We start from the raw sequence: 24,456 nt of genomic DNA, 5'->3' as shown, positions 1-24,456 counted from the left end.
AAGAAAAGGTTTGAATTGACCGGTTTTTCCGATCGGGTCCGGATCACGCGGCAAAAGACTCTCTTTCCCGCGAAATACGCGAAATACGCGAAATACGCGAAAAGCAGGATTCAAAACGCGAAACCGGACCTGTTTGCAGCAAAAAAAGGCTGCCACTTTGGACAGCCTTTTGAAAGAACATCCGATTTGAAGCGTCGTTTACTTCCGGCCGCCGCGGAGGATCAGTCCGAGGACGAGCCCGACCGCCGCCGAGATAAGGATCGTTTGACCCGGTTTCTGACGCGCGAATTCCTTTGCGTCCTCAACCAGCTCTTTCGGATCCTTGTTCGAGATTTCCTTGAACTTGTCGCTCGCCACCGCGAATTTCTCGTTGGCGAAATCCTTGGCCTTGACGGCCGCGTCCTGAATCTTCTGTTGATATTCCTGTGCCTGCATTCTCCAATCTCCCAAAAATTCGTCGTCGAGCGACGCGTTCAATTCCTGTTCCTGCGGTGAAACGGGGATCAGGCCCTGTTCCAGTTCCTGTTCAGCCTTTTTAACTTCCTGTTCAAATTCCGACATTCTTATATCTCCTTCCGTTTTTGACAAAGTAATCCAAGTTCAAAACTTGTTCGCCGCTTTTGATGCAAGGCGACTACAAAAAGTTGATACGAATTCGAAACTCTTTCGTTCTGTGTTTTTTGACTTTCGCTTGACATCCTTTTCCGTGATTTGAGAAAGTAAGTAAGCACTCACTTACACGCCGGCAGGATCAAGTGCGGTTGCGTCGATCGGTTTCGGCGGTTGGGTCGCTATTCGTGCTGAAAGCAGGTTGGACGCGTGCGCCGGACTCGGGACTCAATTATTTCAGGAGTTTTTTTGACGAATAATCTTTTCAAATGTGTAACAACCCGGATGGCCGGTGACGAGCGTCGCGAGCAGATCTGCCAGGTCGCGATGCGGCTCTTTGGCGAAAACGGCTTCCGGGGAACGACCACCAAAGAGATCGCCAATGCCGCCGGGGTCTCGGAGGCGACCGTCTTCAAGCATTTCGCCAACAAGGACGAACTTTACGCCGCCATACTGGACCACAAGGCGTGCGACCACGGATTCGACAATCCGTTCGGTGAGATAGCCGACAAGTTCGAGGCAAAGGACGACTTCGGGGTCTTTTACGGAATGGCGCTTCACGCGCTCGAGCATCACGCGGCCGACCGCGACTTCTTGCGGCTGATGATGTTCTCGGCCCTCGAAGGCCACGACCTCGCGCGGGCATTCTACGAGGGTTTCGTCACCGTCGTCTATGACTTTCTAAGCGGCTACATCCGACAACGGCAGACCGACGGGGCTTTTCGAGACGTTGAACCGCGCATCGTCGTCAGGTCATTCGTCGGAATGTTTGTCCATCATTCGCTCAACAATCTCCTTTGGGATCGCGAACAGAAACTTCTGAAGATCTCGAACGAGGATGCGGCCAGGGAGTTCGCGACGATTCTTCTTCAGGGAATCAGGAAGTGAGATTGCTGCCGTCGCGATGAGACCAAAGCGACGCCAATCGCGCGTTAGAAGATAGAAATTATGGAAATTCTCAAGTTTCTTACAGGTTTTGTTTTGATCTCCGCCATTTTCACAGGTTGCGGGTCGAATTCAGCGTCGAACACGTCGGCGAACTCGGCCCCGAAGGAAAATGTGCAGGTGACTTCTGCACCGGCAAAGATCGTCGAAATACCGGCTTATTTCGAGGCGACCGGCACGCTTGCCGGCGACGCCGTATCGGATGTCGCGCCGACGATCGCCGGCCGCATCGCCGAGGTTAATTTCGACATCGGAAGCTATGTTCAAAAAGGCGATGTCCTCGTCAAACTCGACGGGCGCGACGCGCAGATCAGGCTCGACCAGACGCTCGCTGCGCTCGATCAGCAAAAACAGGGCGTGAAGACGGCCGAGGCCAACGTCGATCAAGCGGTCGCCAATTTGCGCCAGGCTCAGGTACGGCTCGGGGTAAAGGACGGAGAAACGTTTGAGATCAGGAATTTCTCTCAGGTAATTTCGGTCTCCGCCCAGCTCGATCTCGCCGAAAAGGAACTTCGCCGTGCTGAAAAGCTCTTCGCCACGGGCGACATTTCCCGATCGATCTACGACCAGAGAAAATCGCAGCGCGACGCGCTTATCGGCCAACTCGCCGAGGCGCGCTCGAACGCGGCCGTCGCGATCCGCGCCATCAACTCCGCCGAAGCCGGGGTCAACACCGCGAAGACAAACGTCCGCAATGCGCGCGCCGCCGTGGCAACGGCCGAAACGCAGGTCGACCAAGCGCGCAAGAACGTTTCGGACACTTCGATCGTCGCGCCGTTCAGCGGCTACATCTCGGAAAAGACCGCGGATGTCGGCGAGTATCTTTCGCCGAACGCTCCGAATACGAAGATCTGTTCGATCGTGCGGACCGCGGTGCTCCGGTTGAAGATCGACGTCGCCGAACAGTCGATCGGCAAGGTCGCCGTCGGCCAAGGCGTCTCGGCTCAGGTTTCAGCTTATCCGGATCGCAAATTCGCCGGCACGATCGCGCGCATTCTGCCGAGTTTGAACGCTCAGTCGCGCACGCTGACCGTCGAGGCCGAGATCGAGAATCCCGGCGGACTTCTCAAACCCGGACAGTTCGCAACCGTGCGGATCACGCAGTCGAAGCCCGAGCCGGCGGTGATGGTTCCCGTTTCCGCGATTCGCACCGAGGGCGACGTCAACCGCGTTTTCGTTATAAAGGACGGAGTCGTCGGCGAACGCATCGTCAAGACCGGATTGCTCGAGAACGATCTGATCGAGATCAAGCAGGGCGTTCAGGAAAACGAGATCGTCGCGACCAGCAATCTGGACAAGCTCGGCGATGGGGTAATCGTCAAACAATAATTCGGATTGGTGATTTGTGAATGCGGAATTCGAGTTGAAACCAAATCCCAAATCCCAGATCCCAAATCCCAAATTCTATGCAGTGGTTAGCAGAAATTTGTGTTAAACGGCCCGTTTTCGCGACGATGCTGATTCTTTCGCTCGTCGTCGTCGGCGCGTTCTCGTTCTTTTCGCTCGGAGTCGATCTCTTTCCGAAAGTCGATTTTCCAACGTTGACGATCACCGTCGTCAATCCGGGCGCGTCGCCCGAGGAGATCGAGACCGAGATCACCGAAAAGGTCGAAGAGGCGGTCAACACGATCAGCGGCATTGACGAACTGCGTTCGCAATCGATCGAGGGCGTGTCGCTCGTGTTCGTCCAGTTCCTGCTCGAAAAGAACATCGAAGCGGCTTTCAACGAGGTCCAGCAAAAGGTCCAGAACGTCATTCCGCAACTGCCCGAAACAGCCGAAAAACCGACGGTTCAGAAGCTCGACTCGGACGCCGCGCCGGTTCTGCGTCTCGTCGTTTCAGCCCCGGCACCGCTGCGTGAAGTGACCGAAGTCGCGAAGAAACAGATCAAGGAACGAATCGAATCGATCAGCGGCGTCGGACAGATCCTAATCATCGGCGGCCGCGAGCGCCAGATCAATGTCTGGATCGATCCCGACAAACTCCGCGCCAACAACGTCACGCCGGCCGAGGTCACGGGCGGACTCCGGGTTCAGAACCTGGAATTTCCGAGCGGCCGGCTCGACGAGGGTTCGAGCGAGACCAGCGTCCGGACGATCGGCAAGATCCGCCGGCCGGAGGATTTTGAAAATGTCGTCGTCGCGACCCGCGGCGGTTATCAGGTGAAGATCAAGGATCTCGGTTATGTCGAGGACGGCGCCGAGGAACTGCGCTCGCAGGCGTTGCTCGACGGCCAGCCGGCCGTGACGCTGATCGTTTCCAAACAGTCCGGCCAGAACACCGTCGCGGTCGCGCGAACCGTCAAGGAACAGCTCAAGGAGATCGAAAAGGGATTGCCAAACGGTTTCAAAATGGAGATCATCGGGGACAACTCGATCTTCATCGAGAATTCGCTCAAAGCCATCGAAACCCATCTCATCGAAGGCGGCGCGCTTGCCGCGATCGTCGTTTTTCTGTTTCTTTGGAACTTTCGTTCGACGTTGATCGCCGCGATCGCAATTCCAACCTCGATCATCTCGACTTTCGCGCTGATGTACGCGATGGGTTACACGCTGAATCAGATCACGATGCTATCGCTGACGCTGATGGTCGGGATCGTGATCGACGATGCGATCGTGGTGCTCGAAAACATCTACCGGTTCGTCGAAGAAAAGGGAATGTCGCCGTTTCAGGCGGCGATCGAAGGCACGCGCGAGATCGGCCTCGCGGTTCTGGCGACGACGCTTTCGCTGATGGCGGTCTTCGTGCCGATCGGTTTTATGGCCGGGATCGTCGGGCGCTTTATGTCTTCGTTCGGTCTGACCTCGGCGTTCGCGATCGCGGTCTCGCTGCTCGTTTCGTTCACCTTGACGCCGATGCTTGCGGCGCGGCTGATCAAGCCGAGAAAAGAAGACGAGGAGACGCCGCTGGTCGACGAAGTCCGCGGCGAAGCGCATCACGAACATCATAAAACTTCAAAGGAAAGCTGGTTTTACAGTCATATCGACGGCGCGTACGTGAAGATGCTCGAGTTCTCGATGTCGCATCGTTGGCTGATCGTCGTGATGTGTTTGCTGGTAATTATCAGCACGGTTCCGCTGTTTATGTTCGTCGGAAAGAACTTTCTGCCGGTCGATGACCAGTCGCAGTTCGAAGTTTCGATCCGCGTGCCCGAAGGCAGCTCGCTCCAGTCGTCGACCGTTTTGATGGAGCGCATCGCATCGGACATCCGCAAGATGGAAGGCGTCACGCACACGCTGGTGACGGTCGGCGGCGGCCAGCAGCAGGTCGTCAACGCCGGAACGATCTACGTCAAACTGTCCGACCTTGGTTCGCGGCCGAAATCGCAGGAGATAATGATGTCGGACACGCGCGATCTGATGAAGAATTATCCGCCCGAACTGCGCACCGCCGTCCAACAGGTCGCGGCTTTTTCCGGCGGCGGTTTCCGCAACGCGAACGTTCAGTACTTCATCGGCGGTCCGGATCTGAAAACTCTCGACGACATTTCAAGTCAACTGGTTGAGCGGCTCAAATCGGTTCCGGACGCGGTCGACGTCGATTCGACGCTGATCAGCGGCAAGCCCGAGGTTCGGCTCGAGGTCGACCGCGCGCGCGCCGCCGATCTCGGCGTCCGAATCGGAGACGTTTCGCAGGCCTTGAACATCCTCGTTGCCGGAACCGAAGCGACGACGTTCAATGCCGGAACCGAGCAATACGGGGTTGTCGTTCGAGCCAACGACAAATTCCGCGACGACCTCGAAAGCCTCAAGCGTTTGATCGTGCCGTCTTCGAAGATCGGCTGGACGACGCTCGACACGGTCGTCAAATCATCGACCGGCACCGGACCGAGCGGTATCGACCGCGTGAACCGGCAAAGGCAGGTGACGATTCTTGCGAACACGCGCCCGGGAGGCTCGGCGACGAGCATCCAGGCTGAACTCAACAAATTCGTCTCCGAACTCAAGTTGCCGGAGGGATACAAGACAGGTTATGTCGGACAGTCGAAGGAACTTGGCAAGGCCGGTTTCTATTTCTTGATCGCGATCGTGCTGTCGTTCGTCTTTATGTACATCGTGCTCGCCGCGCAATTTGAATCGTTCATCCATCCGATCACGATCTTGCTGACGCTGCCGCTCTCGGTTCCGTTCGGGATCGTCTCGATCCTGATCGCGGGGCAGACGGTGAACATTTTCTCAGGCCTCGGGCTGCTTCTGCTTTTTGGCGTTGTGAAGAAGAACGCGATCCTCGTGATCGATCACACGAACCAACTCCGTGAACGCGGAATGAACCGCCACGACGCGATCATGCGCGGCAACCGCGACCGGCTTCGTCCGATTCTGATGACGACCATCGCGCTCGTTGCCGGAATGCTGCCGCTTGTCATCTCGAGCGGCGCCGGCGCGGGGACTAACCGCTCGGTCGGCGTGCTCGTCGTCGGCGGACAAACGCTTTGTCTTTTGCTGACATTGCTCGCCGTGCCGGTGTTCTATTCGATCTTTGACGACGTCGCGAAGTTTCAGGTCTTCCGTCGTTTCAACGGAGCGCTCTCGTCGGCGTTCGGCGGACTTCGCCGACGCGCGCAGTCGGGAGTCAATTCGCTGTTTGGGAAAAACTGATGATATGCGAGGCGTTTGCCAGATCATTTGCGGACGGTGGGATCGATTCCTCAATGTCCGATAGCACCTTTTTACGATGAGCGAGAAACGGAAAGACAACCCTGGCGTGATCGCGCCGCCGCCTTTGATCTTCGCCACCGGACTTATTGTCGGTGGATTCGTTGCGTGGCATTACCCCCGTCCGATTATGGCGTCGGGGGCAGCGGTTGTACTCGGCTTTTTGCTGGTACTTTTCGGGCTTGTCGTAATCTTCGTCGCCTGGCGTCAAATGAAGGCCGCGAAAACGAACATCGAACCGTGGCATCCGACAACGGCGATCCTCGATTCGGGCATTTACGCCGTCAGTCGAAATCCGATCTATGTCGCGATGGTCGAGGTCTATCTCGGATTTTCGCTGATTTTCAATTCGGTCTGGTTCCTGCCCTTCTTGCCGTTGGTTGTTCTGGCTATACATTTCGGCGTTATCAGGCGGGAAGAACGGTACCTTGAGGCGAAGTTCGGCGAGGAATATCTGGACTACAAATCGCGGGTTCGCCGGTGGATCTGACGAATTTGGACTTTAGATTTTGGATTTGGGCAAGCGGGCAAAACAGATGAAAAAAGAGATTCGAACTGAGATTGAGATCGACGCGTCGGCCGAGAGGGTTTGGTCGGTCCTCGCGGATTTTCGGAGGTTCCCCGAGTGGAACCCTTTCGTGACGCGCGTCGAAGGCGAACCGAAGGAAGGCGCGCGCTTGAAGATCGACGTCCAGCTTCCCGGATCGAGAATGTTGAAGTTTACACCGAATGTTTTGAAGGCCGATGCGGGTCGCGAGCTTCGTTGGGTCGGGAACTTGCCGTTCGGGGCGTTTCGCGGCGAGCATTTCTTCATCATCGAGCGGATCTCCGACGCGAAGTGCAGGTTCGTACACGGTGAGCATTTTTCGGGCTGGATGGTGCGTTTGATATGGCTGATGGTCGGGAAGCAGACCGAGGCCGGCTACCATCTGATGAACGACGCGATCAAAGCGGAGGCGGAAAAGCGATGAATTCGAGCATCAAGATCGCGCTTCTCGCGTCCGGGATTTTCTTGATGACCGGAATGCTCACAGGTGTCTGGAAATACGCAAAGATTATGAGTTCGCCCGAGCACCGCGCGCCGGCGTATGTCAATCTCGCGCATATGGCGTCGTTCTTTTATGCGTTCGCGAGTCTGATCATTGCGAAACTGATCGAGTTCTCGCCGTTCTCGGCCGGTTTCCAAACTTTGATCGTTTCAGTTCCGATCACGTTTTTCGTGTTGACCGTCGCCGGCTATATCCGCGAGGGGCTCCTGAATCGAACCGAGAATATGTTTGCCGAAAGGACATTCGTAACGACGACTTTTATGTACTTGTTGATCGCCGGCGAGATCGGCGGATTCGCGCTCATTTTGGGCGGGTTCATTTATACGCAGATTTTGGGATTGGGAGCCGTGAACTGAGTGCAGAGTGCAGAGTGCAGAGTGCAAAGTGCAGAGTGCAGAGTGCAGAGTGCAAAGTGCAGAGTGCAGAGGGGACAATGCACTCAAATATTCTTCGAACTATGCACTATTCACTCTGCACTTTGCACTCAGTTCTAAGTTCTCAGTTCTCAGATCCGAATAGGTTTTATGAAGAAGCTTTCATACATTTTGATTCTATTGTCGTTATTGACCGTTGTGGCGGTTGCACAGGAACCGTCGCCGACGCCGGTCAAGGATACGCAAAAAGTTGCGCCCGAGAAGCTCGACGGAGTTCCGCAGGTCGCGCCAGATTACCGTCAGGACGACCGGACACTGCCCGATCTCGGACGCGTCGGCGTCGATATGCTCCGCCAGCGGCCGCTTTCGATCAAAGAAGCCATCGCGCTTGCGCTCGAGAACAACAAGGATATCGAGGTTTCGCGCCAAAATGTTCGCGTCGCCGAGTTTGACCTGCGCGGCGCGAATGGTTTTTACGAACCGCGGCTGACCGGTCAAACGTATTTCGAGCGTTCAAAAGTACCGAACGTCTCAATTTTCTCGTCGAATCCGACGACCGACAACGATTCGCTCGTTGGAAACGTCGGCATCGGCGGCGCGCTCCGCGGCGCGGGAACAACGTATTCGGCGTCGGTTTCTTCGCAGCGTGTAACGACGAACAATCCGATCTCGATCCTCAGTCCGCAGAGCAGTACTTCGCTGAATCTGACCGTAACGCAACCGCTCTGGCGCGGTCGCCGGTTTGACCAGTCGCGCCGTGTGATCGAGATCGCGAAACGCAACCTGAGTCTGACCGACACGCAGTTTCGCCAACGCTCGATCGAGATCATCACCGGCGTTCAGCGCGCTTATTGGGATCTTGTCTTCGCGCTTCGGAACCTGCAGGTCCAGCGTGACGGCGTCCGCGACGCGAAGGACCAACTCGCGCACAGTAAGAGACTTGTCGAAGAAGGGCAACTGGCGCCGATCGACATCGTCGCCGCCGAAACGCAGGTCGCGAATATCGAACAGGGAGTTTACGAGGGGCTCGAAGTGGTCGGCCGCGCGGAGAACGCGCTCAAGAATCTCATCGCCCAAAACAGGACGGACGCGATCTGGAATGACGCGCTGCTTCCGACCGATCCGGTCGATCTCGACGCACCGCGGACTACGCTTCCCGAGGCGCTCGACGCGGCGCTGCAGAATCGCCCGGAGATCGAAGTCAACAACGTTCAGAACGACATCAACGCGATCGATCAGAAATTCTACCGCGATCAGACCAAACCCCAGATCGACCTGACGGCCAGCTACACCTCAGCCGGGGTCGGCGGAAAGCTGAATCCCGGATTCGAACCGTTCTTTCCGTCACCGTGCGATTCGGCGCCGAGTTCGCCTGCGTGTCTGGAACAGATCGCCCGTCTCAATGCGCTTTCCGGAAGTTCTTTGACCGACGTCTTTCTCAATCGTTACCCGACGTTTCGGGTCGGCGTGACGTTCAACCTGCCGCTTCAAAACAAGACCGCCGAGGCGAATCTCGGACGGTCGCTGGTACAAAAGGAACAGATCGGAACGCAGCGCGAGCAGATCGAACAGAACATCCAGGTCGATGTCCGCAACGCTCTGCAATCGATCCGGACCGCCGAAGCGCGTCTCCGCGCATCCGCCGTCTCGAGGGAAAACACACAAAAACAATACGAGTCCGAACAGCGCAAACTCGACGCCGGGCAGTCGGACATATACAAGGTTCTCGAACGCCAAACGGCGTTGATGGTCGCCCGTAGTTCCGAACTCCGGGCGCAGACTGAACTCAACAAGGCGATCGCCGATCTGCAGCGCGCGACCGGCAATTCGCTCAAAGCGAACGACGTCGAGGCACGATTGCGCAAGTAGCATTCTTGAACACAGCTCTTCCGGATAAAATCCAAATCTCCGGGTTTTTGATGCCCGGTCGATTTGAATTCTGGCGCGCTTAGGACTACATTTGCGGAGTTGAACTTTTCAGGAGGAAAAATATGATTCGAAAACTAAGTTTGAAGTTATTGATCGTGGCGATCATCGGGATGATGACGGTGACGGATTCGTTTGCGCAGACGCGGATTCGTTTTGCACGCGGACGGAGTTCGGCGACCGTGACGGGTTCCCTCGCCGCCGGCGCGACACGCGGTTTCGTGCTCCGCGCCAGCGCCGGGCAAACGTTGACGGCGACGCTCAGCTGCGGCAACGGCAAATGCGATTTCACGCAGGGCGAACTGCACGACACGTCGTATTCGAATTATGTCGAGAACAACGGCGATGTTTACATCAGCATCGACAACCACGGGAACCGCGGAACGAATTTCACGATGACCGTCTCGATCCAGTGATTCCGGCACTTTGATTTTGGAGTTTGGATCACGTACAGCGATTCAAACTCCAAGATCAGAAATCCAGAATCAGACCGTCTCGCGCTTCGACGATCTCGTCCCCGGCCAACTCTCCAAAATCAACGCCGTCCCATTCCGGATAAAAATGCGTGAGCATCGCGCGTTTGGGCCGCGCCTTGCGGATCAGATACCTAGCTTCCTCAAGTTCAATGTGGGTATCGACCGGCTTATCCTTTACGAACGAACATTCCAGAACAAACAGATCGACATCGCGCGCGAAATTCGCCAACGCCTTCGCAAATCCGGTATCTGAAGTAAAGACGAGAGTTGTGTCGTTTTCGCGAATGAGGATCGCCATACTTTCGGGCGTGTGCGACGTGCTGAATCCGACTCCCGAAACATTCGGCAAAAAATCGAATTCGTCGAGCGGATCGACCTCGATGACCTCGACCGGAAACGGCTGCGCCAGGAGTCTGTAATTGTTTGCGGACTGAACGCGATCGATCAGGGCGCAAAGGCCGCGCGGCCCGAAGATCTTGAGCGGCTTCGTCCGATCCTGCGTTTCGGGCGCGTATTTCAATCCGAACAAAAGCGGAAAGAGACCACCGATGTGATCGAGGTGGAAATGCGAGATCCAGATCGCGTCAAGATTCGCCCAATCGAGCCGCTCTTGGGCCATCCGATGGATCGCCGACGCCGCGCAATCGAGCAGGATCGAACCCGAGCGAGTTTCAACCCAATATGCCGAACTGCTCCGCGCCGGATGCGGGACCGAACTGCCTGATCCGAGAACGATTAATCTCACACGAAGATTATCAATTCTAAATTCTCAATTTTCAATTGATAAAAGGGGATCGAACTTTCCAGCGGTCTGAATGCCTCCCGGCGCACAGGCCCGTTACGGTGAACCGAGAAGACCCATTGTGAGGTTGGTTCGCGCGAGGCGCTCATTGCAACCGGGACGGTTGCGCTCCAATCGCAAATTGAAAATCACTCGATCCGATACGCCTTGCCCTTCCACGCAACGACGAGCGTGCCGCCGATCTGGTCGGCGATCGAGCGCAATCCGGTGTCGAGTTTGTTGTAATCGTCAGAGCCGCGTTTGACCGAGATCTGCGTCTGCAGGTTGTTGTAATCGGTATCGAACCAGACGCCGCCGATGTTGCGGAACGATTTTCCGCCGGCTTTGCGAAGGTCGCCCGTTTGTTTTTTGGACGGAACGTTTGGCGCCGAACGCGTGCGCACAGGCTCGTCGGTGTTTTCCTTCAGCGTTTCCTCGGTTTTTTCCGCATCACGGACGACTGGTTCGGGTCGCGAAGCGCCGGCGGTCGGCTGGCTGACCGCGGGGGTCGGTTTCGCGAGGACGGCATCGGTTTCCTGACGGTCGGTTTTCGATTTCGCATCGGTGTTCATCTCCGCGGATCCGGCGACGTTCGCATCCTTGCGCAGCGAACCATCCAGAATGATGGCTTTGTTCGACGAGACTCCACCGGTAACCGTCCCGTCGCCTGCATTCGGCGCGGCAGTTGCCGGCGTGTTGGAATTGGTCGCGGCAGCGGTGTTTGAGCTTGTATTTGCGGTCGCCGAATTGCTCGGAAGCGCTGCGGTGTTCGACGCGGGCGCAAAACCCGGAAGCGACGGTTCCGTCGCCCGCGAGATCTCTGATACAGAGTCCGGCCCGACGTTTCGCAACGCGATGTAGCCAAGGACCGCGCTGAAGATCAGAACGAGCGCGCCCATCGAATAGGCGATCTGCGGGAAGACGAAAAAGCGTCGATACCAGGGAACGCCGGCATCGGCAGTCAACGGCACGGCCGGATCCGCAACCGGTTCGGCCGCGTCGTTCAAGACCGCGACGTTGGAAAGGATCTTCCGACACCGTGAACATTCCGCAAAATGCGATATGTAATTGATGCGCGAGGATTCCGGCAGCACGTTTTCCGCAAAGGCCGAAATTTCGTCAGCATCAAGATGTCCGGAAAGACTCCGGCCGTTATCGCCGAAGCTTTCTTCCCGCGACCTGCGCAGGATGACATCCATTTCCTTGTCGAATTCAAGTTCCATCGATCAAATTCCAAAAAATCAAAAAGTCTTTCTTTCTCCGTTCCGCAAAACTAGTTCAATCAATCCGTCTTTTCAATTTCTCTCATCTCCCGATCATTGAACGCCGGCAGAAACGATTTCTTGCACGAACGCGAAAATGATCAGAACGGCGAACATCGTTTCGAAATTCAATCCAAGTTTTTCGGCGGTTTCGGCGAGATGTTTCGTAACTTCCGACTCGTTCCAACCGTGCTTTTCGCGCAGCGCCTTTTCCACCGATTTTCGGATCGACGACTGAATGCGGACGAGTTTGCGGCTCGCCGTCGCCTCGTGAAAGCCGAGCATTGCGCCGATATCCTTGAGTTTCAGATCGTCATAATAGTAGAGCTTCATTATCAGCTTGTCTTCCGGTTCAAGTTCCGAAACACCCGCCTTCAATGCCTGGGAAACATCGTTCTGCATCGACCTTTCGGAGAAGATCTCCTCCGGACTTTGCGCCGATGAATTGCCGCTGATCTCCGAACTTTCGGCGGCGAGATTCTCGAATTCGCGATCTTCTTCGATCTGCACGAACCTCGAAACCTTCCGGAACTGATCGACCGCGAGCTGCGCGACCACTGCGCGCAACCAACCGCCGAGGCTGCCGCGGCCCGAATAATAGCCGAGTTTGCCCTTTCCTTCTTTGAGGCCGTAGAGTTCGGCCCAGATCGAACTTGCGAGGTCTTCAGAGTCCTCGATATTGTTTGTAATCTTGCGCGCGGCCGATCTGACGGTCGAATCGAAGTTCTTCACAAGTTCGTCCCACGCGTCCGCATCGCCGCGCTCGCACGCAAGGACTAGGCACAGATCGTCTGCACGAAGCTCGTCGATGAAGGAACGAATCTCGGAATTTCCGGCGTTCGCGCCGTCGCGCAGGAGATACTTTCCGACGGCCTTCACGACGCGCGGCCTGAGTTCATCCGGTCCGAGCCCGCGCGGGTTCGCTGCGCGGGCGCAAAGGCGCGGCAGTGATTCGTCAACGATCTTCTCGGCGGCCGGGGTCATTCTCGTCACCAGTTTACCAAAAGAAGGTGTGATTTCGGATATCGAATTTCGGATTTGGGATTTCGGGTTGTTTGCCTGTTGCGGCGCAGCCCGAACGGTTCCCCGGTCGTTGGGAACTTTTCTGTAGTCTTGGTGTCCAAAAAAGTAGGATCAAAACTATGAATCGAATGATTTTGATATTTGCGATCGGCATTTCGTTTCTGGGTCTACAAAATGTTTTCGGGCAGATATATGCAAGTACAAAAACGATTCCACTCGGGATCTTAAATGAAAAGGTCAAATTCTTGCCATTGCCGAGATATCCGGAGGATTCGGGGCAGTTGCCTGGGCCGGTTCAGGTGATCGTCAGAGTTGATCTGCCGAAGGGGCAGGTTGTTTCAGCCAAAGCGGTCAGCGGGCATCCTTTATTGCGTCCGGCGGCGGTGGCGGCGGCGCTGGAAGCCGTGTTTCAGCCGATTCTGGAGGATTTCGGAACGGTATACGGTGACGGGGTTTTGGTTTACAGGGTCGAAGATTTTAACGGGAGGCCGATCACCAACGCCAAGCCGAAGCGACTTCTCAAGCTGTTTGAAGCGAAAGAAGCAATCATCAACGGGAAAGCTCTTATCCTCGAAAGACCGGATTATTCCGCAGTAGCACGATCTGCGTGTGCGAAAGGAAAAGTCGAAATCTTGACCTTGATTCACGGCTGGCGCGGTGAAGTCATTTCGGCAAAGGCAATTTCCGGCGATGAGTTGCTTTTCGACGAATCTGAAAAGGCGGTTTTGAAATCAAAATTCGCGGCCTCCAACATCGACGGCGACAAGGATTTATATTTTGTGGGCAAGATTGTCTTTAATTTCGATTCGCTCGCCAAATGCCTTGATGTCGGTGTCGTCAACAAAAAGGCGCTCAGCATTCCGCGTCCACAGGTTCGGAATCTCGATCAAATCAACAAGGAGGAAATCGTGACGGTCAAGATAGTGATCGATTTGAACGGGGAGGTAATTTACGCCAAAGCGATCTCGGGACATCCGCTCTTGCGTGAAGAGTGCGTCGCATCGGCGCGCCAAGCCAAATTTTCGCCGGCCTACATCAATGGTCCGCCAATTCAATTCAACGCCTTACTGGTTTATAGATTCAAACCGGACGGAACGATTGCGTTTTGAGATCGCTCAAATCGCTCAACACCAATTTCCGCATCCGATCTTCATTTCTTCTTCGGCGTCACCAGTTTCAGCTTCCAGACGATCGTCAATTGCTTCGTTGCAAGATTGCCGGTAACGGTTTTCCCGAAAAGTTCGTTCGGGTTCTTCGGATCCGCTTTTCCTTCGATCTCGAAATATCCGTTTGGAAGCCGCGTTCCCTCACCCGGGTTGCTCTCGTCAAACGGCCGGGGTTCGCAGCCGTCGCGGACGCCTTGCTTGCCGGCGTTTCGCGTCGTCGTCAATCCGGGATATCGCACCGTGATCTTGTATTGCCCGTCCGGAAAAACGACGATCGACACCGGCAGTGTCTGGGTGTTCTCGCCGTTTTCCGAAACGAATTCCCGGCTGTTGCTGTTCGTGCTCTTGAGATAAGAAGGCTTTCCTCGGGGCCGGCAAAGCATTTCACTGGTCTGCTTCTCATTCCGTTCCCAACGCTTGGCGTATCTATGCGCAACGCGGGCCATCGTTTTCTGGCCCTCGACGCCATCGGTCATCGCGCGAAGTACGGCTTCGACGGTATCGTCCAATTCGTTGAGCGTCGTCATCGTGAACTTCGCGTTCTTTTCCATCACGCCGACCGAGCCGCCCCAGGCATCGCCGGACGCCGTTTTTTCTTCCTTCTGCCTTGTCGAATAGCTTATCGTGCCCGTCCAATGCGGATCGCATTTGCCCTTGAATAGATTCGACAGATCTTGCAAAACCAGCGCCGCGAGCGCGTCCCCGTTTTTTGGTCCGTCGTTCGGCGTTGACTGGTTCTCACGATTGGCGACCATCTTGCCCGTGACCGTGTCGAGAACGACCACATTCGTGTAAACCGTTCCGGTCGGCAAGTTGACACTTTTGACGACGATCACGTAACGCGCACCGACGGCCTCGCCGAGTTCCTTGAGTTTTTGTTCGTTCGCCTCAGCACCGAGCAGGTCACGCATTCGCTGCCAACCGATAAGCGCGCCGAGCGTGTTCTCGTCCATCTGATCGACACAGGGATACTTCTCGAGTCCGATCAGGATCTGATCGCGGACGAGACGTGAGATCGCCTCAGCGTCGGTGCCGGCCGCGGCCTGCGAATAGGCCATTACGGATGAACCCGAATTCTGCGCAAGAAGGTTACAGGCAAAAACCGCGATGATTAAGAGTGAATTTAGCAGCAAGCGATTCATAGTTCACACCTCCCGGATCCGTTTGCGGAACTGCGTTGAGTCTGAATCCCCTAATCCCAGATTACGCATTGGCGAAGCAATCGGCAAACGTGCGTCCGAACCACTGGGAATTGGGAATTGGGAATTGGGATTTGGGAATTGGGAATTGGGATTTGGGAATTGGGAATTCGGGATTTGGGATTTCGGATTCCAAGATTCCAAGGATTCCAAGATTCCAAGGATTCCAAGATTCCAAGATTCCAAGATTCCAAGGATTCCAGATTCCAAGGTTCGAGATTCCAAGGATCGAGATTCCAGGGATTCCAGATCCGAATTCAAGATTCCAGAATTCCAAGGGTTTAAGACAGGGAATCCCGAATCGCGTTGCAATCGCGTCGAGTCGGTACCATCTGCGGTAGCGGCTGGTTGGTTGCGGCACTCCCGGACCGAAGCATTGATACCAACCACTGGGGGGGGTGGGGGTTGTGTCTTCAACCATCCGCTACCGCAGATGGTACTGACTCGTCCCGGCCCGTGGGTTTTTCAAAGCTCCCGAATCTGGAATCTCTGGAATCTGGAATCTCTGGAATCTGGAATCTCTGGAATCTGGAATCTGCAATCCCGAACTTGGAATCCGGAATCCGAACTATCTGGAATCTGGAATTTGGAATCCGGCTTCTCACGAAAGACCTGGGCTCAGATCACCTCGTCGTCGGCCAGTTTCGCGATGACGCGTTTTTGGGTTTCAATGAAATGCGAACGGTCGGCCTTACTTCCGATCAGAGTGTTTGGCGGATAAAACGAGTTCTTCGCGTACGATTCGGCATAGAGCTCGAAGCGTTGCCGCGAAAGGATGTTCCCCATTCCGGCGCGCCGTCGGTTGCGTCGAAGCGCCGCAAGGTCGATCTCCGCGAAGGCGTTGATTGATTCGCCCTGCGCTGTTTCGGCGATCACAAGTCCTTTGTAATCAACGATCTTCGAGCCGCCGTCGGTGGAGTTTTCGGGAATCGGTATATCGGCGAGCCCGCCCGAATTCGCGGAAACGACGTACGCCATATTTTCGTAGGCGCGAGCGAGTTTGGCGACGTTCTTCGGCGTGTTTTCCATCCCGAAAACCTCGGATGACGAATGGCAGAACACTTCGGCGCCGCGCATCGCCAGGCAACGCGCGACCTCGGGGTAAAGGATCTCTTCGGAGGCGATGCAGGCGAGATTGCCGATCTCGGTCCGCGCCACCGGAAAAACGCCTTCGAGCCCGTAAACGTCGAGGTATTCGTCCCAAACATCGTGCGGCGTCGGCGCGAACATCGAGTTCAGGCGCCGATAGCGAAGTACAACATCGCCGTTCGGTGCGATGATAAAACTCGTCTGAAAATACAATCCTGGAAAGTGCGGATCGAGTTCATAGGCGTTTCCCGCGAGGTGAATACCGCGGTCCTGCGCCAGTTTGCCGAGCAGATCGTAAATCTCGCCGTCGATCTCGAGACACGCTTTTTCACGCCATTCGTCGATCGATTCACCCATCGGAAATCCGGTCAGAAAATACTCAGGCAGGACAATGAGCTTGGTATCCGGGCCGACAAACGCCACCGCACCGAGTATTTGGTTCGAGATCCGAGCGATCGCCTGTTTGATGATCTCTTCCGCTTCGGGCTTTGACTTCGCGCGGTTGACGGCGAAGCACTTGGTTTGCAGCGCGATTGCGCGATAACTTTCCATCGGTCGATTCTGCCACGAATTGCACTAATTTACACGAACAATGCAAGAAGGACCGCGGCGAGACTCAGCCGACATATCCGAGAACCAAGGCAGTCCCCTCCGTGGTAGACCCTGAGACGGCGGGCATTGAAATTCGCGGCGAAACTCAATTCGGATAAATCAGAATGTTCAGATATTCGTCCACTTTGCCGTAATGATCCGGCAGGATGACGGTCGTCGAATCCTTTTGCGTGATAATCGCCGGACCCGCGATCTTGTTGCCTGAACGAAGCCGTTCCCTATCGTATATCGGTGTCGAAAGCTCCTTGCCGTCGAACCACGCGATGTGGTCCTCGTACGTTGCGCCGGACGAATCTTCATTTCCGAGTTCAAACCTGGGAAGTTCGACTTTGCGTACGGAACCGATTCCGACTGCGCGCAGATTGACGATCTCGATCGGCGATTCGATGTTGAAGCCGTAGTTCTTTTCGTGCGTCGCCTTGAAATCGGCAATGAACTTCTGCTTGCCTTCGGCGGTCGCGAACTGATCCGGGGAAACGCTGATCGGAAACTCGAATCCCTGGCGGTAATAACGGACGTCGACCTGATAATCGAGCTTCTGACGCTCGGCCGGGATCGCTTCGCCGTTCAGCCAATCCGTAGCTTCGGACGCCAGAACCTTGAAGATCTCGCCGAACTCTCTGGTGTCGATCTTCTCCAATTCGCGGATCATCGTCTGCGAGAACTCGTTGCGAATGTCCGAATGCAGGAATCCGAGCGCCGAAAGCACGCCCGGCGTCGGCGGCGAGATGCACGGATACGATCCGCAGAGTTTCGAAAGATAATTGCCGTGAAGCGGACCCGCGCCGCCGAAGGCGACGAGCGCGAAGTCCCGCGGGTCAAGGCCGCGTTGCACCGATACGAGCCGCAGAGCGCCGAACATATTCTCGTTGACGATGTCGATTATGCCCTGCGCCGCCTCTTCGATCGAGAGCCCGAGCGCGTCGGCGATCTTTTTGACGGCGTTGCGCGAAGCTTCGACATCGAGCGACATCTCGCCGCCGAGGAGCCTTGGCGGAAGATGGCCGAGCACGACGTTGGCGTCGGTCACGGTCGGTTCTTCACCGCCTTTCTTGTAGGCCGCAGGTCCGGGATCCGCTCCCGCCGATTGCGGTCCGACGCGAAGGGCGCCGGTCATCGGGACGTGTGCGATCGATCCGCCGCCCGCGCCGACTGTCCGGACATCCACCGAAGAAGCTTTTACCGGATAATAGCCGACGCGCGTTTCGCGGACGAGATTCGGTTGGCCGCCGATCGTGACGCAGACGTCGGTCGAGGTTCCGCCCATATCGAAGCCGAGAACCTTGTCGAACCCCGCGAGTTCGCCGACATACGCCGCAGCCACCGCTCCGCCCGACGGGCCAGACAGCAAAGTATTGACCGGTGAGCGTTTAGCCGCGTCGATGGACATCACGCCGCCATCCGATCGGACGATGTTGACGGTCGTGTCGATGTTTGCTTCGGCGAGTTTTTCCTGAATTCCTTTCAGATAGTTCGCCATCTTCGGCCGCACGTACGAGTTCATAACCGTTGTCAGACAGCGTTCGTACTCGCGGAATTCAGGCAGAATATCGGTCGAGATCGTCACCGGAAGTTCGGGGAACATTTCGGCCGCGATGTCGCGAATGCGGCGTTCGTGAGCGTTGTTGGCGAAAGAATTGATGAGCGAAACAGTCAATGCTTCGATTCCCGCGTCGTGCAGATCCTTGATGAACGAACGGATCTCGGCTTCATCGACCGGCGAAGTTTCCGCGCCTTTAGCGGTCATCCGGCACGAAACGCCGCGCGTCAGGTAGAGCGGCGCGAGCGGATCGGGTTTTTGCATAATGATCCAGCCGGCGAGCGGTCCGGGCGTTTGGGAGCGCGCGACGTGCAGGATCTGCTCGAAACCCTTGGTCGTGATCAGTCCGACAAGCGCGCCTTTCTCTTCGAGAACGGCGTTTGTCGCGACCGTCGTTCCGTGAAGTATCAGATCGATCTCGTTGGCCGAAAGGCCGTTGCGTTCGACGATCTTGTGAATGCCTTCGAGAATGCCGATCGATTGATCCGCCGGCGTCGACGGCGTCTTCTCGAGTTTCATCTCGCCGGTCTTGTTATTGAACAGCAACAGGTCGGTAAACGTTCCGCCGACATCGATTCCAAGGCGATAGCTCATAAGTGTTCCTCAGTTCCTTTTCCGCACCGAAAGCAGCAAATTAGTTATGTCTCTATGACAATTCGTTTTGAGGAAATAATAACGATTCCGGGGCAAGATTGTCAAAGAATCGCCCGCAAATTTGTCCTAGACGTATATCAAAGTTTTGTGCTAGTATTTTGCTGATTTGTATTAACGGTTTCTGCAATGACGAAAAAGTCAGGTTTTTTCGCGTTTTTCTGTTTCGCCGCGCTAGTTGCGGCGGGGCCCGCGATCGCGCAATCCGCCAAGATCGACAAGAACCTGAAGCAACTTGGCAGTTGGATGACGGGAAGTTTCGACACTTTCGGGCAGGTTGACGAGGATGAAGAGGCCGACGCGAAGTACCGACATATCCGGGCATTATTGCACGTCACTCCTGTTGATATTCCGGAGCTTAGGGACGGTCTCGCGTTCTATGTCGAAAATCAACAGGCCGAAGCGCGGACAAAGCCGTATCGCCAACGGGTTTACTTTCTGACGCGGATCGACGGAAAAATCACTCTTCGCATCTTTCGCATCTCGAAGCCCGAGGACCTGATCAACGCTCATAAACGGCGGGAGGCGTTGAAGTCGTTGAGCTTCGATCGTCTAAGTCCGGAAGTCGGATGCGATCTGACCTATGAACGCGCCAGCAAAGATCTTTTCAAGGGAAGAACGACTGGCGGAAAGGCTTGCAGATCGAGTCTCCGCGGCGCGACGTACACGTATTCCGAAAGTGAGATCGGACCGAGGCGCTGGATCAACCTGGATCAAGGATTTGACGACGCGGGCAATCACAAGTGGGGACCGCCGCCGGGTACGATCGGACACATTTTTTTGAAGAGGGAATGAATTTTGAACTGAGAAATGAGAGCTGAGAACTTTGAGCTTGGATCTTTGAACTGAGGGTTTCGGAAATCAAGCATCGTTAGGCCGCTGATTCCTGCCCTGGTCCGATGCTTGATGCTTAAGGGTCAGAATTCAAAGTATGAAGTTCAAAGTCTAGCGTTCCAATTTACGATGATTTTTGGCGGACTCGATTCAGCAGGCGACCTGCTCGCGCGCAACGCGAGAAATTTTCCCGACGACGTCGGATTGATCTTTGAGGAGAAGCGATTTACCTGGAAGGAGCTCAATGGGCGGGCGCAGGCGTTTGCCGGGGCGTTGCTTCGTCTCGGACTCGAACCCGGCGACCGCGTCGCGATCTATGCCCGGAACTCGAACCGGTGGGTCGAAGCGTTGTTCGGGCTGGCGCAGGTCGGATTGGTTTCCGTCACCGTCAACTATCGGCTGACGGCGACCGAGGTTGCATACATCGTCGAAGATTCGGGCGCAAAGGCGATCATCTGTGACGAATCGACGGTCGCGAACGCGCATCAGGTCGAGTCACAGGTCGAATCCGTGAAGCACGTGATCGATTCGGAGTTCTTTGAAAAACTGGTCGGCGATCCGCGATCGCAAATCGCAGATCGCAGATCGCAAATCGCCGGGCAAGCGCCCGCGATGCTGCTCTATACATCTGGCACGACGGGATTTCCGAAGGGCGCGGTTTATTCGCATCTTTCGCTGCTTGTCGGGATGCTCGTCCACGTCCACGCGATCGCGTCTCGGCAGACTCACCGCGTGTTGCTGCCGTCGCCGCTCTATTCGGCCGCCGGAATTGCGGGAATATATTGCGCCGTCTACGTCGGCTCGCAGATCTCTTTGATAAATTACGACGTCGAAACGGCCTGCGCGACGATCGAACGCGACCGGATTACGTTCACGAATCTCGTTCCGACGACGATCCAGATGCTGCTCGCCTCGGAGGTTTCGCGAAGGTATGACCTGAGCTCGCTCGAAGTCTTGCTTTATGGCGGCTCGCCGATTCCCGAACCGGTCCTGCGTGAGGCGATGGAGCGCTTTCCGAGATGCGGTTTCCGGCAGACCTTCGCGACGACCGAAACGGGTTGCTCGGGAACCGTTCTCGAACCGGCGGAGCATCGGATGGCGCTTGAAGATCCGATTCGCCGGCATTTGCTTCGGTCTTGCGGGCGGCCGCAGACGAACGTCGATGTTGCGATCGTCGACGACGAATGGAACTTCTTGCCGGCGGGCGAGACCGGCGAGATCGCGATCAGGACTGAAGCCAATATGATCGGATACTGGAACAATCCCGACGCGACGGCAAAAACCATCCGCGATGGCTGGCTCCGAACCGGCGATATGGCGCGGCGCGATTCGGACGGGTATTTTTATCTCGTCGATCGAAAGAACGATATGATCGTCTCCGGCGCTTTGAACGTCTATCCGTCCGAGGTCGAACGGGTTTTGCAGACGCATCCGGATGTCTTCGAGGTCGCGGTCATCGGCGTCCCGAGCGAAAAATGGGGCGAAGAGGTCAAGGCGATCGTTGTTTTGAAAGAAGGATCAAAAATTTCCGATATCGAGATCATCGGGTATTGCGAGGGCAAGATCGCCGGATTCAAAAAGCCGAAATCGGTCGCGTTTGCTGATCGATTGCCTCGAAATTTGACGGGAAAGATCTTGAAAAAGGAATTGCGGGAAAAGTACACTCGCAACGAATGACGCGTTCCGTGAGGTGATTCTTCATATTCGATTCGGAACGTTCGCGGTGGGTCGTCGTTTACCGAAATTCGACGAAAAGCAAGCTTGGATTCGTGAAATCCGCGCAATTTGCGGCAAACAACAAATGACGAAAGCAATCGACATCGTCGTCAATCTCTGGACGAAGGAGATCACCGGCTGTTATCCGCCGGAGCTTGATCAGTTCTGGGATCTGATCGGAATTCTCGAGATGACGAAAAAGGGCGTCACGCTCGACGAAGAACTGCGGCTGATGGACGAAGGCGGGATCGACAAAGGCCTGCTCGTCGCGACGACGGGTGCGCCGGTCGGGTCGAGCATATTCTTTGAAAAACCGTTCCGACAGATCGCCGACGTATGCGCGGCGCATCCCCGCAAGTTCAAGGGGATCATCGGCGTAAATCCTTCGCAGATAATGACTTGGGTGAGAAAACTCGAGACTGCGGTAAAGGAATTCGGTTTCGTCGGAGCGCATCTTTACCCGCATTGGTTCGGCGCTCCGCCGGACGACCGGATGTATTACCCGTTCTACGCAAAGTGCGCCGAACTCGGGGTGCCGATCCAGATCCAGGTAGGGCATTCGGCGCAGTGGTTCCTGAAAACTGTCGCGCAGCCGATCACGCTCGACCGCGTCGCTATCGATTTTCCGGAATTGAAGATCATCGGCATCCACATCGGTCATCCCTGGACCGAGGAGATGATCTCGATGGCGTGGAAGCACAAGAACGTCTTTATCGGAACCGACGCGCATCTGCCGAAATACTGGGACAAGTCGCTGATCAAATTCATCAATTCGCGCGGTCAGGACAAGGTGATGTTCGGCACCGATTGGCCGGTGATCGGTTTCAAACGCTCGATCGACGAGATCGATAAGCTCGAACTTCGCGAAGGTCCGAAGCGGAAGTTACTTGTCGAAAACGCGGTTCGGGTATACGGATTGGAAGATTGGGCCTGATGATTTTGCATTTGTTGGCTGGATCAGCGGATGGTGAGACGCCGGTCCCGGAAATCAATGAAGATAAGAGGGGGAAATATGAGCAAGAAAATAATTAAGCAAAAGCCTGCACGCAGCGAGGACGTTGAAAGATGGCTCGCCGAAGAAGTGGCCGAACAGCGTGACCGCTACGCGAAGATCGCTCGGGAAATGAATGTTGAACTCGAGCCGCAACGCGAGCAATGGTATCGGGAATTCGAACAGCGTATCCAGACGACGGGATTCAACGTTCACGCCGACATCAAGCGGATCATCAAGCCGGATGAGATCTATCCGAAGCCGGACCGCGAGAATAAGGTCGTTTATTAGTTCGGAGTTCCGGCTTCAGCCGGCGTATGAAATCGTTCAAGCCAAACGCCGAGCAGGCAGATACAAAGGGAGGAAATTATGGCACGAAAACACATTGAACCGTTTGTCGATCGCGAAGTCGCGTTCAAACGATTGGAACTGAAAGGAATTCCTTCGGGTTACAACTACAAGATGCTCTCGATCGACGAGGATACCGGCGCCTGCACGATGACCGTTCAGTGGGACGCCGGCTACAAACAGCCGCCGTCGGTCGCCTATTCCGAACTTGAGATCTTCATAATGGACGGCGAAATGGCCGTCGGCGACAAGATCTGGCGCAAGGGCGGCTACTTTTTCGTTCCTCGAGGAGTTTCTCTGCCGGCGTTTTCGACCGAGAAAGGCTGTTTCGCGCTCGTGATGTACAACGATTCGGAGCCGCACGTGATCGAATCGGACGCGGATATGGACGGAGCGGAACGTTCGGGACTTATCCAACTCGCGACCTATGACGAAATGCCCTGGCAGGTGCCGACGCTCTTTCCGCAAACCGCCTCCGGCTGTTTGCTCAAACTTCTCCGGTTCGATGAGAAAACGCACGCAATGACGTTTTTGTACACGATGACGCCCGGATTCCAGCAGGACAACATCTCCTATCACGACTGTGCCGAAGAGGCGTACCACGTCTGGGGAACGTCTTGGATGATGCAGTTCGGAGATTTGCCGACGGGCGGCTATTTCTGGCGTCCGGCGTATGTGAATCACGGATCGTTCTACAGCGAGCACGGCATTCTCGGTTTCGGGCGCACCGACGGCGAACTGCACAACCATTTCCATTACAATCCGTATTCGAATCCTGAAGAGAACGCCGATCGCGCCGCGGCGCGACTGATACGCCAGAAGCCGGAACTTAACAAATGGATGCATACGCACGGCCATAACCATATCGACTTCGAACATCCGGACGATCATTACTCCGTCGATTCCGAGAGCGATCGCATCCACAGTCACATTCACGATCATATGCACGAGCACGGGATCGAACATTCGCACGATTAGAAGGAGACGGCGGTATACGGAATGCCGTAGACGGTAGACGGTAGAGAGTAGACGGTAGACGGAAGGTCGTAGACAGAAAGCCGTAGACGGTAGACGGTAGACGGTAGACGGTAGGCCGTAGACGGTAGGCGGTAGACAGGAGACGGTAGACGGTAGTCGGTAGACAGGAGACGGTAGACGGAAGGCCGTAGACGGTAGACGGAAGGCCGTTGACGGTAGGTTGTGATTATGG

The 24,456-nt window shown here is 55.6% G+C and carries 23 protein-coding genes; 15 read left to right on the top strand and 8 right to left on the bottom strand.

Annotation, left to right across the window (positions count from 1 at the left end; translation table 11 throughout):
• Positions 1–198 precede the first annotated feature (198 nt).
• Complete coding sequence (locus IPN69_02875) at positions 199–561, bottom strand: hypothetical protein (GenBank protein ID MBK8809658.1); 363 nt, start codon at positions 559–561, stop codon at positions 199–201.
• Between the two features lie 297 nt (positions 562–858).
• Here IPN69_02875 and IPN69_02870 point away from each other — a divergent pair, with 297 nt between their 5' ends.
• From IPN69_02870 to IPN69_02835, 8 genes are all read left to right on the top strand, one after another.
• Positions 859–1,497 (top strand): TetR/AcrR family transcriptional regulator, encoded by a 639-nt coding sequence (locus IPN69_02870; protein MBK8809657.1) that lies wholly within the window; start codon positions 859–861, stop codon positions 1,495–1,497.
• A 60-nt stretch (positions 1,498–1,557) separates the two neighbouring features.
• A complete protein-coding gene (locus tag IPN69_02865) occupies positions 1,558–2,883 on the top strand; it encodes an efflux RND transporter periplasmic adaptor subunit (GenBank protein MBK8809656.1) in 1,326 nt (441 codons plus the stop codon).
• Between the two features lie 77 nt (positions 2,884–2,960).
• On the top strand, positions 2,961–6,152 hold the full coding sequence (locus tag IPN69_02860; GenBank protein MBK8809655.1) for an efflux RND transporter permease subunit: 3,192 nt from the start codon (positions 2,961–2,963) through the stop codon (positions 6,150–6,152).
• A gap of 76 nt (positions 6,153–6,228) precedes the next feature.
• Positions 6,229–6,699, top strand: a complete 471-nt coding sequence (locus tag IPN69_02855; GenBank protein ID MBK8809654.1) for an isoprenylcysteine carboxylmethyltransferase family protein — start codon at positions 6,229–6,231, stop codon at positions 6,697–6,699.
• A 46-nt stretch (positions 6,700–6,745) separates the two neighbouring features.
• Positions 6,746–7,180: an SRPBCC domain-containing protein gene (locus IPN69_02850; GenBank protein ID MBK8809653.1), complete on the top strand. Its 435-nt coding sequence runs from the start codon at positions 6,746–6,748 to the stop codon at positions 7,178–7,180.
• On the top strand, positions 7,177–7,614 hold the full coding sequence (locus IPN69_02845; GenBank protein ID MBK8809652.1) for a hypothetical protein: 438 nt from the start codon (positions 7,177–7,179) through the stop codon (positions 7,612–7,614). The genes IPN69_02850 and IPN69_02845 overlap by 4 nt, the downstream gene beginning before the upstream one ends.
• Before the next feature lie 168 nt (positions 7,615–7,782).
• A complete protein-coding gene (locus IPN69_02840) occupies positions 7,783–9,501 on the top strand; it encodes a TolC family protein (GenBank protein ID MBK8809651.1) in 1,719 nt (572 codons plus the stop codon).
• A 122-nt stretch (positions 9,502–9,623) separates the two neighbouring features.
• Positions 9,624–9,974 (top strand): hypothetical protein, encoded by a 351-nt coding sequence (locus IPN69_02835; protein MBK8809650.1) that lies wholly within the window; start codon positions 9,624–9,626, stop codon positions 9,972–9,974.
• A gap of 55 nt (positions 9,975–10,029) precedes the next feature.
• Here the strand turns inward: IPN69_02835 and IPN69_02830 are convergent, their stop codons facing one another.
• The 3 genes from IPN69_02830 to IPN69_02820 form a co-directional block, all read right to left on the bottom strand.
• The gene (locus IPN69_02830; protein ID MBK8809649.1) at positions 10,030–10,779 is read right to left on the bottom strand and encodes a ribonuclease Z; all 750 of its coding nucleotides are present in this window, start codon (positions 10,777–10,779) and stop codon (positions 10,030–10,032) included.
• Between the two features lie 185 nt (positions 10,780–10,964).
• On the bottom strand, positions 10,965–12,038 hold the full coding sequence (locus tag IPN69_02825; protein ID MBK8809648.1) for a hypothetical protein: 1,074 nt from the start codon (positions 12,036–12,038) through the stop codon (positions 10,965–10,967).
• 93 nt (positions 12,039–12,131) lie between these two features.
• Entirely contained in the window at positions 12,132–13,070 is a 939-nt protein-coding gene (locus IPN69_02820; GenBank protein ID MBK8809647.1) for a sigma-70 family RNA polymerase sigma factor, read from the bottom strand.
• 149 nt (positions 13,071–13,219) lie between these two features.
• On the opposite strand from IPN69_02820, the gene IPN69_02815 reads away from it, so the two are divergent.
• Positions 13,220–14,209, top strand: coding sequence for an energy transducer TonB (locus IPN69_02815; protein MBK8809646.1), 990 nt, complete (start codon positions 13,220–13,222; stop codon positions 14,207–14,209).
• 41 nt (positions 14,210–14,250) lie between these two features.
• On the opposite strand, the gene IPN69_02810 is transcribed toward IPN69_02815, so the two are convergent.
• Positions 14,251–15,408, bottom strand: coding sequence for a hypothetical protein (locus IPN69_02810; protein MBK8809645.1), 1,158 nt, complete (start codon positions 15,406–15,408; stop codon positions 14,251–14,253).
• Between the two features lie 152 nt (positions 15,409–15,560).
• Between IPN69_02810 and IPN69_02805 the strand changes: the two genes are divergently transcribed.
• Entirely contained in the window at positions 15,561–15,806 is a 246-nt protein-coding gene (locus IPN69_02805; protein ID MBK8809644.1) for a hypothetical protein, read from the top strand.
• Positions 15,807–15,878: 72 nt separating this feature from the next.
• Here IPN69_02805 and IPN69_02800 read toward each other — a convergent pair whose 3' ends face one another.
• The 3 genes from IPN69_02800 to IPN69_02790 all read right to left on the bottom strand — a co-directional run bounded on the left by IPN69_02800 (position 15,879) and on the right by IPN69_02790 (position 19,300).
• Positions 15,879–16,070, bottom strand: coding sequence for a hypothetical protein (locus IPN69_02800; GenBank protein ID MBK8809643.1), 192 nt, complete (start codon positions 16,068–16,070; stop codon positions 15,879–15,881).
• 13 nt (positions 16,071–16,083) lie between these two features.
• Positions 16,084–17,106 carry a nitrilase gene (locus IPN69_02795; GenBank protein MBK8809642.1) on the bottom strand — a complete coding sequence of 341 codons (1,023 nt, stop codon included), beginning with the start codon at positions 17,104–17,106 and terminating at the stop codon, positions 16,084–16,086.
• A 145-nt stretch (positions 17,107–17,251) separates the two neighbouring features.
• On the bottom strand, positions 17,252–19,300 hold the full coding sequence (locus tag IPN69_02790; protein ID MBK8809641.1) for a hydantoinase/oxoprolinase family protein: 2,049 nt from the start codon (positions 19,298–19,300) through the stop codon (positions 17,252–17,254).
• Between the two features lie 186 nt (positions 19,301–19,486).
• Between IPN69_02790 and IPN69_02785 the strand changes: the two genes are divergently transcribed.
• From IPN69_02785 to IPN69_02765, 5 genes are all read left to right on the top strand, one after another.
• Positions 19,487–20,152 (top strand): chromophore lyase CpcT/CpeT, encoded by a 666-nt coding sequence (locus IPN69_02785; protein ID MBK8809640.1) that lies wholly within the window; start codon positions 19,487–19,489, stop codon positions 20,150–20,152.
• Positions 20,153–20,320: 168 nt separating this feature from the next.
• Positions 20,321–21,868, top strand: a complete 1,548-nt coding sequence (locus IPN69_02780) for a long-chain-fatty-acid--CoA ligase (protein ID MBK8809639.1) — start codon at positions 20,321–20,323, stop codon at positions 21,866–21,868.
• 124 nt (positions 21,869–21,992) lie between these two features.
• The gene (locus IPN69_02775; GenBank protein MBK8809638.1) at positions 21,993–22,841 is read left to right on the top strand and encodes an amidohydrolase; all 849 of its coding nucleotides are present in this window, start codon (positions 21,993–21,995) and stop codon (positions 22,839–22,841) included.
• A 78-nt stretch (positions 22,842–22,919) separates the two neighbouring features.
• Positions 22,920–23,189: a hypothetical protein gene (locus tag IPN69_02770; protein ID MBK8809637.1), complete on the top strand. Its 270-nt coding sequence runs from the start codon at positions 22,920–22,922 to the stop codon at positions 23,187–23,189.
• Positions 23,190–23,267: 78 nt separating this feature from the next.
• Complete coding sequence (locus IPN69_02765; protein MBK8809636.1) at positions 23,268–24,224, top strand: DUF4437 domain-containing protein; 957 nt, start codon at positions 23,268–23,270, stop codon at positions 24,222–24,224.
• Positions 24,225–24,456: the final 232 nt, after the last annotated feature.

This window comes from Acidobacteriota bacterium (assembly GCA_016715115.1).
Classification (GTDB): Bacteria; Acidobacteriota; Blastocatellia; order Pyrinomonadales; family Pyrinomonadaceae; genus JAFDVJ01.
This window is presented reverse-complemented; position numbering and strand designations above follow the sequence as displayed.